Annotated in this window: 9 protein-coding genes and 1 pseudogene; 1 reads left to right on the top strand and 9 read right to left on the bottom strand. The window is 45.0% G+C overall.

All coding sequences use genetic code 11. The annotated features are described in order from the left end of the window. Window positions 1-22 precede the first annotated feature (22 nt). The gene (locus tag QUB70_RS30245) at window positions 23-694 is read right to left on the bottom strand and encodes a class I SAM-dependent methyltransferase (RefSeq protein ID WP_332985401.1); all 672 of its coding nucleotides are present in this window, start codon (window positions 692-694) and stop codon (window positions 23-25) included. A 121-nt stretch (window positions 695-815) separates the two neighbouring features. Continuing rightward, window positions 816-2,381, bottom strand: a complete 1,566-nt coding sequence (locus QUB70_RS30240) for an ABC transporter permease subunit (protein ID WP_332985400.1) — start codon at window positions 2,379-2,381, stop codon at window positions 816-818. A gap of 251 nt (window positions 2,382-2,632) precedes the next feature. Between QUB70_RS30240 and QUB70_RS32825 the strand changes: the two are divergent. Next, a pseudogene (locus QUB70_RS32825) lies at window positions 2,633-3,332 on the top strand (Uma2 family endonuclease). A gap of 36 nt (window positions 3,333-3,368) precedes the next feature. Here the strand turns inward: QUB70_RS32825 and QUB70_RS30225 are convergent. From QUB70_RS30225 to QUB70_RS30195, 7 genes are all read right to left on the bottom strand, one after another. Next, window positions 3,369-3,659 (bottom strand): helix-turn-helix domain-containing protein, encoded by a 291-nt coding sequence (locus QUB70_RS30225; RefSeq protein WP_332985397.1) that lies wholly within the window; start codon window positions 3,657-3,659, stop codon window positions 3,369-3,371. A 22-nt stretch (window positions 3,660-3,681) separates the two neighbouring features. After that, on the bottom strand, window positions 3,682-4,083 hold the full coding sequence (locus QUB70_RS30220) for a type II toxin-antitoxin system RelE/ParE family toxin (protein ID WP_332985395.1): 402 nt from the start codon (window positions 4,081-4,083) through the stop codon (window positions 3,682-3,684). Between the two features lie 108 nt (window positions 4,084-4,191). Then, window positions 4,192-4,527, bottom strand: coding sequence for a XisI protein (locus tag QUB70_RS30215; RefSeq protein ID WP_332985393.1), 336 nt, complete (start codon window positions 4,525-4,527; stop codon window positions 4,192-4,194). Further along, window positions 4,515-4,928 (bottom strand): element excision factor XisH family protein, encoded by a 414-nt coding sequence (locus QUB70_RS30210; protein ID WP_332985392.1) that lies wholly within the window; start codon window positions 4,926-4,928, stop codon window positions 4,515-4,517. The genes QUB70_RS30215 and QUB70_RS30210 overlap by 13 nt, the downstream gene beginning before the upstream one ends. Before the next feature lie 18 nt (window positions 4,929-4,946). After that, the gene (locus QUB70_RS30205) at window positions 4,947-6,191 is read right to left on the bottom strand and encodes a branched-chain amino acid ABC transporter permease (protein ID WP_332985391.1); all 1,245 of its coding nucleotides are present in this window, start codon (window positions 6,189-6,191) and stop codon (window positions 4,947-4,949) included. A gap of 22 nt (window positions 6,192-6,213) precedes the next feature. Beyond that, on the bottom strand, window positions 6,214-7,608 hold the full coding sequence (locus tag QUB70_RS30200; RefSeq protein ID WP_332985402.1) for a branched-chain amino acid ABC transporter substrate-binding protein: 1,395 nt from the start codon (window positions 7,606-7,608) through the stop codon (window positions 6,214-6,216). Window positions 7,609-8,054: 446 nt separating this feature from the next. Then, window positions 8,055-8,369, bottom strand: a complete 315-nt coding sequence (locus QUB70_RS30195; protein ID WP_332985390.1) for a hypothetical protein — start codon at window positions 8,367-8,369, stop codon at window positions 8,055-8,057. Window positions 8,370-8,532: the final 163 nt, after the last annotated feature.

The raw sequence follows: 8,532 nt of genomic DNA, 5'->3' as shown, positions 1-8,532 counted from the left end.
TTTCCCTTGCTTAGTAAGTGTTCTAGCTGACGCACCCTACAGGCCTCGTTAGTGGTTTAAATGTCGAACAGCTTATGTAATCATTAATATCTTGGTAGCCAGTTGTTCTCGCAATCACCTTTTCCGACATATAATCAAAGGACAACTTGAAATCCTTAAAATTGTCGCGAATTTGTTCTAATACAAATATTACATCTTTCTTGGCAATTAACGTAGTGTTACCTTCCCACAAAAAATATGTAGGTTGGTCGAAATCTAATTTACTCGGTTTCAGCAAAGCTATTAAACCATCTTGCAGATAATCGCCGGGAATATAGCGAACATTTGCCTTGATTTTATGAGCTTTGAGAGTTGATTCTTTTAATTCAAGTGTCGCGCGATCGTCTATTTCAACATAAGTGACTTTTTCTCCATTAATTCTAGCAGCGCGAGTATCCAAACCAGAGCCTAAAATAACGATTTGCTGGCAGCCTGCTAAAATTTGATTGGACAAAACATCATCAAAATATTTAGTCCGCAACTTAATCATTTCTTTGGCAGCCGGAGAGTTTTGGGCAATTTCGCCTGCAATTCTTTTTGTTTCTTCATTCAGCCAAATTTTGACTGTATTATCGGTGTAAAGAGGGGCAGTTTCTGCATTTTCTTCTGCTCTAAATTCGGCTACAATAAAAGCAGTACCAGTTACATTAGTCATCGCTTATTTTTTTACCTTATTTTAACTTTGTTTAACGACGCTGTAGGGTTCGTCAGTCTTGAGATTATTGCGAAAAATTAAAGAAAGTTTTCTGACTGACGCACCCTACCTTATGCTATTATTATTGACTTCTTGAATCTGCTAAAGACTCATTAAATTTCTCATCATCAGAATGCAATTCAGCTTGGTGGATCTTATCAGGAATCAGTCCTTCCGGCCGCACGATCATCATGACAACTAGAGTTAGACCAAATAGAAATAAGCGCATTTGAATCGGGTCTAAACTGGTGGCTAGAAAGTCTCGCAACTGGGGAATTGCAATCCTGGGGAGTACAAAAGTATTTAGAAAACCTTTGAGGACTTGCGCGAGTTGGGGTAAATAAAGCCGATCGGCAGACATGATAATGATAGCGCCCAAAATCACCCCGGTCATGTTGCCCAAACCGCCTAAAATCACCATGCACAGGATGATTACCGACACCGAGAAATCGAAAACGCTGGGAAAAATTGCGCTGATATAAGCTGCGTAAAACGCGCCTGCAAAGCCCGAAAAAGTCGCTCCCATCGCAAAAGCCGAAAGTTTGGTTTTGACGAGGTTAATGCCCATTGCACTAGCCGCTAATTCATCTTCGCGCAGGGCATTCCACGCCCGTCCCAAGCGGGAATCTCGCAGTCGCGAAATCATGAAGTAAGCGAAGACAACTAGGAGTAAAATTAGGTAATACCAGGGAAAGTAGTTGCCGGTAGTAAAACTGCCGACGATGGGGAGAGATGGACGCCCGATCGGGTTTATCCCGGCTTCGCCGCCAGTGAGGTTAAAAGGTCGATCGCACCCAACAAGACACAGCACCAACTCGGGTTTACCCAAAACAGCCGCCACAATCTTCGAGACTGGTTCGTCGATGCGAATCGCGGTTAAATTCCTAAACACAACCGGGATAATTTCGCCAAAACCGAGGGTAACGATCGCCAAATAATCGCCCTTGAGCCGCAGTGTGGGAATACCCAGGATTACGCCCGATATGCCAGCTACACCAGCCGCGATCGGCAAAACTATCCAAAAGTTCCAAGCAATATTTACCTGTCCAGAAGATAGCAAAGCTGTCGTGTAAGCGCCGATCGCAAAAAACGCCGCATATCCCAAATCCAGCAAACCCGCAAAACCCACAGTAATATTCAAACCCAGCGCCAACAGAATAAAGATTTGAATCTGTACTACAGTAGCAATCCAGCCGGTTTTAGCTTGAATATCGATGAACGGAAACAGAATTAGAATAAAAGCTAATGTTACCAGAGTTGCCAGCCGCTGACGTTCCCCCTGCAAACCCTGCAAAGCCCCCATTAACGTAGCTGTCAAAATTGCGATCGCCAAACTGCAAATTCCGTACAGCAGCGTAGTCGGCAAATCCACAGCAGATTGACCAGAAAAAGGTCTAATTATCACTCCTTCGAGCACGCTAGCAACTAATAACCAAACTCCCAATCCCAATCCCGCCAAACTGCCGATTGTCGCACCCATTTTTGGGTTGTAAGTCTTTTGTTCCTGACAAGCAATAAAGCCCGCCGCCGTACCCATCAGCCAGCCGATTACAGTGCCGCTCCAACCGCCGAATAAGAGGACAGTCAAAGAGCCGATCGCCCCTAAAATACCAGTCGATTTAATTGCTTGGATTATTTTGTTTGACATAGGAATAATGAAGGCACGACACGGATTTTGACACGGATACACGGATTAATTATCAGGCGTGAGGTATTCGTCAGAAGGAAGAAGGAAGAAAAAAATCATATTCTTCTCGCATCGACTGCTGGTTTTAGAAACTGGCGATCGGGCTAGCTACAGTTTAGAGTCTTTTAAGTTCGATTATTGCACCAAAAGTGACGAAACTTCAAATATACTGGGACTGTTACCGCAACACACTTCAAACGGGCGATCGCTATATGGTACAAGCACCTCAAAAAACTATCACCCTCGACGAGTTTTTGCAACTCCCAGAAACCAAACCCGCTAGCGAATACATCAAAGGTGCCATTTTACAAAAACCTATGCCGCAAGGAAAACACAGCACAATTCAGGGAGAACTCATCACGAGGGTTAATGCAGCGGGCAAACCTCAGCGGATTGCTTGGGCATTTCCAGAACTTCGCTGCACCTTTGGCGGACGTTCTATTGTTCCCGATGTCGCGATTTTTGTTTGGAATCGCATTCCCCTAGATGCTGACGGCGAAATTGCCAATACATTTAATAGACCTCTTGCAAAAGTCCTTTTAATCAAATTTTGGAACGGGCTCTCCGGCCCGTTCCACAAGGAAAAATGTTTTTTGTGGGATGGGCCCCAGAGCCCGTCCTAGTTATTTTTGCAAGAGGTCTAATGCTCACCCAGACTGGACAATAGAAATTTTGTCCCCAGCCCAAAGTCAAACCAAAGTCACAAACAATATTTTGCACTGTTTGAACGCCGGTTGCCAGATGGGTTGGTTACTAGATCCCGATGAAAAAAACATTTTAGCTTATCCCGCAAGGCAGCAGCCGATTTCATTGCAAGAACCGACAGATATACTACCAGTTCCTGAATTTATGGGCGAAATGCAGTTGACTTTAGGCGAAGTTTTTAGCTGGTTGAAACCAGGGAATATTTAAAACGTAAAATGCGATCGCACATACTCATTTCTCAATTTACGCACTACGCTGCTGAGTGCGATTTTCCTCAAGGGCGATCGGGATCAGTTTAACGTCCAATCGCTGATTGAGCGCACGCGCAATTTTTTGCAGCATTAAAAGCGAGTGTTCCTCATACTCAGCATCTTCCAGCTCTGCAATCACCGACTGTTTTGTCCCAATGCGATCGGCAAGTTGCTGTTGAGTCAGTCCTGCTTGCGTCCGAGCACGATAAATCAGTTGTGCAAGTTCTGCATTTAAAGAGGATTCCTTAATCATTTCCTCTATTTCAGGATCTTCAGAGGTCATTTGTTGAAGGATCTTCAGTGCATCATTTGTCTTCGCCATCTTCCGTTTCCTCCACATAAGTATGAACTGCTGGATTGGCTTCAAATTGAGCCTTTTGCTGAATTGCCCGCTCAATCTCTGTATCAGGGACTCGATCCTCATCTTTTGTGATGGCATGAGCCAAAATTGCTACATTCTGCCCAGAAAAGAAGTACAAAATGCGATACTGTACTCGGAGATGCTTGGCCCGTAATTCATAAATTCCGTCACGCAGGTAATCTGCCACAGGTCGTCGTAACTCGTAACCTGTATTTGCTAGTTGTTGAATTCGCGCAACACAGTTGGCATAGCCTTTGCGATCGTGCTTCAGGAGTATCTTAAGCCATTCCAGAACTGGAGCCGCGCCTTCTCGATCTTGATAAAAAATAACTTTTGTTTCGGGCACAGTTTTCGACCCTCGTAATCCACATTATACTTTATCACAATCTAGTAGGAGCGAGTTCACTTTTGGAGAACCTGCCCTCATCTCCTCGATATTTGGCAGGTGTATATTTTAGGCGATCGCAAATCCAGTATGTTTGCGTACTTCCGGCGAATGAAACGCCAAAACAATGCAGTTTTCAGGAACGCCACCCTCCAGTAATTCATCGGTAATCCCGTCTTCAATACCGTCATAATGAATCCACAGTTTGCCGTTGCGGATTTCAACGTGAACTACCGCACCATGAGTGCGTTTGCGCTCTTGCCAACCTTCGTGCATCAACAGAAAATGATTGCGATCTTGGCTGACAATCACATAGCTGCTAATGTCGCCGTATCTGTACGGCAAGTTGGCATAGTAAGACAATATTTTATAGATTAAGTCCCGGTACTCGTCTAGTTTATCCATTTTGTAATAACCTCCTTAACTGGATCTACAACAATGAGTTTTATTTCCATATCTTCGAGAACAACTTGCACGATTTCTTCCGCAAAAAAAGTAGAATAAATTTCTTCAACAATTGCTAGATATAGCGTGCGTTCTGGGTCTAATCTAGATAGCATTGTCAAGTATAAAGTATACTGACCTAAAGCATTTTCCAAATCTTTTACTGGAGATTTGCCTATAAAGCTTTTGATTTTAACGGCAATTGTTTGTCCCTTTCGTTCAGCAGCCAGTAACTTTTTAGCTCCTAAGTCTATCAACACACCGCGCAAGGAAAGTCTGAGAGGGAAAGGATCGTCTGTAATTATCCACCCGTCCTTTTCTAAGGCAGCCCTTACATTATAATGATAAATGTCTTTTGCCATTTGTTCAACTCTGCAACTTCAAACCTTCTCCTGAACATTCTCGCCCAACAAACCCCCCGGCCGAAAAGCCAAAATCACCACCAAAACCCCAAACACCCAAGCATTAGTCCAGCGACTCGATAAATACTGATCGCTCAAAGACGACAGCAACCCAATCAAAACCCCTCCTAACATCGCCCCCACAATATTGCCAATTCCCCCCAAAACCGCCGCCGTAAAAGCCCTCAAACCCGCCGTAAACCCCATCGTAAACACGATCGTATTGTTGTACAAACCCACCAAAATTCCCGCCGAACCAGCCAAAGCCCCACCAATCAAAAAAGTCAGAGCAATAATCTGATCCACATTAATCCCCATAATTTTAGCAGCATCCCGGCTTTGAGCAGTTGCCCGCATCGCCTTTCCCAGACGAGTGTACTGCACGAAAACATGAAGCAAAACCATCAATACCACAGCCACCACCAACACAATTAAATCTTTGGTAGTAAATACAATACTCGTTTGAATTCCCAAAGCTTTGAGAATATCAACTCTCGGTAACAAATCGGGGAAGCTTTTCGGAGCGGCCGAATTAGAACCCATCACCGGAATAAAAGCTTTCAATCCTCCCCAAAATAATCCCATGTTTTGGAAAATAAAAGAAACCCCGATCGCCGAAATTAACGGAGCCAAACGAGGAGCATTTCGTAAAGGTCGATAAGCATACTTTTCTACAACAATATTCAGTCCCGCACAAAACGCAGAACATATAACTAAAGCGACTAACATCACCGGTATCGCAATACCTAAAGGTGCGCCGTCTTGAATGCCAAAAGCCCCGAACACAGTTAGCGAAGCAAAAGCACCCAACATATACAAATCGCCGTGAGCAAAATTGATTAACTCAATAATGCCGTAAACCATCGTGTAACCCAAAGCAATAATTGCAATCAGCGCGCCGTTGACCAAACCCACTAACAATTGTTGAATCAAAACTTCAGGACTGCTGGCTATTTCTCCTAAAATTTTCGGCAAATCAAATCCTGCGATCGGCCCTAACAACAAAACTATATAAGCTACACCTAGATATAGAAGAATACTCGGCCCGTTTTTCATAATTTTCGGTATTTGGTAATCGGTAATCGGGAATTGGGGAGCGAGGCAGAAACCGGGTTTTTTTCCGAAACAACTCGATCGAAACCTTAAATCCAGTAAAAACCCGGTTTCTTTAGTATGAATGCGTCCTAGACTGCGATCGGTAATCGATAAAATGACAACTGACAACTGACAACTGACACCTGACTAATTATTCAGTCTTGAGGGCGCTCACAAATTCCCACTTACCACCTTTGACAACATTTCCTGACATTGTAGTCAAGCTAGTGTCGCCGTTGGCGTCAAAACTCCAAGTGCCAAGGACGCCGTTAAAATCTTTAGTTGCCAAGACAGCATCGCGGATAGCAGCGCGGTCATTTTTGCAGACCTTATTAATTGCGCCGATAATCACCTTAGCAGATTCATAAGCATAAGCTGCATAAGCTTCGGGTTCAGCATTATATTTTGCCTTGTAGCTTTGGTACCACTTCGCGCCCTCGCCAGTCAATTCTTGGGGAGGCAAGCCGCCAAAAGTAGCATAAACGCCTTCGGCATCTTTGCCACCGGCATCAATTAAAGCTTGCTCTTTAATGCCGTCCGGGCCCATGAATTTAACTGCTTCAGCAGTCATTCCGACATTTCTGATGTCTTTAATTATTTGTCCGGCATTGCTTTGGGTAGTGCCGCCAAAGTAAATCATGTCTGGATTTAAAGCTTTGATCTTATTCATTAAAGCTTTGTAATCGCTGGCTTTGATATCAATTCCCTCGCGGCCGAGGACTTGAATTCCCGCTGTTTTAGCAGTTGCTTCAAAAACGTCAGCAATGCCTTTGCCGTAAAGTTCTTGATCGTCGAGAATGTAGACTTTTTGGAGTCCTAAAGATTTGGCCCAGTTGGCCGCGATCGCACCTTGGAGGTCGTCGGCGGGTACAACGCGGGTGAAATTGCGAGTGCCTGCGGGATAATAAACGTTGGGTTCTTTGGCTTCGCCTTTTCCTGGTTTGGTCAAGCCTGGATAGGTGTTTGCCGGACTTACCATCACTACATTAGCTTGGTTGAGTACGGGAATTGAAAGTTTGGCGGCACCTGAGTTATAGTGACCGATCGCAGCAACAATCGAACCATCGGCGGCGACTTTGTTAGAGTTGGACGTTACTTGGGACGGGTCCCATTTGCCGGCGGCGGCGGTGGCGTCATCGAGCGCTTCGTATTCGATTTTGATTTTGCCGTCGCAGGCTTTGGAGTCGGTTTCGGCGAGGGCTTGTTTGATGCCGTTGACCATTGTTTGAGATTGACCCAAGGCGCTACCCGTCATCGGCAGCATGGAGACTATTTTGACGGTATTTGGGTCGCCGGGGCTGCTAACGGCGACGGGAGAGGCTGCCGGAGAGCTTCCGGGACTGCTTCCGGGGGTTGTGGCTGTGGGTGTTTGGGGGCTCTGACAACTGGCGCAGAGAGTGGCTATTCCTGCGGCGAGCAGTAATTTCCGCAACCCCGAGGCAGGTAGATTCTGTGTTGGGTTGGTTTTTGTGGATGTGGGACTTTTGCCCCCTGATTTTTCTGAAAGGTTCATAGGTTGGTTGGTTTGTTGCTGGCGTTTTTGCATATTTTTCACTCTAGTCAGTATGCAGTCAAGAGTTAGCACAAGTTGAAAAAATTTGTGTCAACTCTCAAAGATACACTGCTGCCGCAAGAAGGTCGGGACTTGGGCCATATGTGATATCAATGTCGGCGATATCCAAAGTTTAGACTTGAAAAATGTCTTATTCGCCTGGTTCTGCTTGGTATTGTGCGATCGCAGTTGGGATTTCCTCGGCCCAGACGTTTGCTTGTTCTGATTTCGAGTAAATCAGGTGTCAAACAACCTGAGTCGGTGATTCAACTTGATAAATCAAGCGATAGCCACCACTCTTACCAACTTGGGCATCACTGTTTTTAGCCCGGACTTTGTAAACGGTGTATTGGATGCCTGCAATCTGGTTTCCGATGAAGTTTCCTTGGATAATCTCATTGAGGACAGGCTGAACATCCGTTTGAATTTGGCGATACTTTTTAGCGAGTCCCTGGAGGCGACGTTTGAATAGTGCCTTGAATTTGAGTTGGACTGGCAGATCGGACATTGATGTCGTCCCAGAGTTCCGAGATGGGGAAGGTTTGTCCCGTTTTGGCTTGGTGGAGGGAGGCTTTCAGGTCAGCTAGGATTCGATCGTTGGAGTCGGTGTCTGAGTCAAAATCTGAGTCGCAGTCTGGGGCGATCGCGGCCTGTGTCCGACTGGTCAAAAATTCCAGGAATGTCAGGGTTTGCTCTAAAAGCGGTTCGGGAGTCCGTTCGATCGCTTCTAAAAGCCGTTGTTCGATCGGCGACATAATCTGACCTCTAAATCTAGATCCTCTCATTTTATATTGTGTTGACATTGTATATACAAAAGTTTTAAAATATGAATATCCTAGAGCTAAGCTGTTGTGCATTTAAATTGTATATTTCGAGTCCCGATCGAACAATCGTCAAATCCTCTCCCCCGATCCCCAT

It is taken from the genome of Microcoleus sp. A003_D6 (assembly GCF_036702825.1).
Lineage (GTDB): Bacteria > Cyanobacteriota > Cyanobacteriia > Cyanobacteriales > Microcoleaceae > Microcoleus.
Note: the sequence above shows the minus strand (reverse complement) of the source record. Positions and strands in the feature narration are given on the sequence as shown.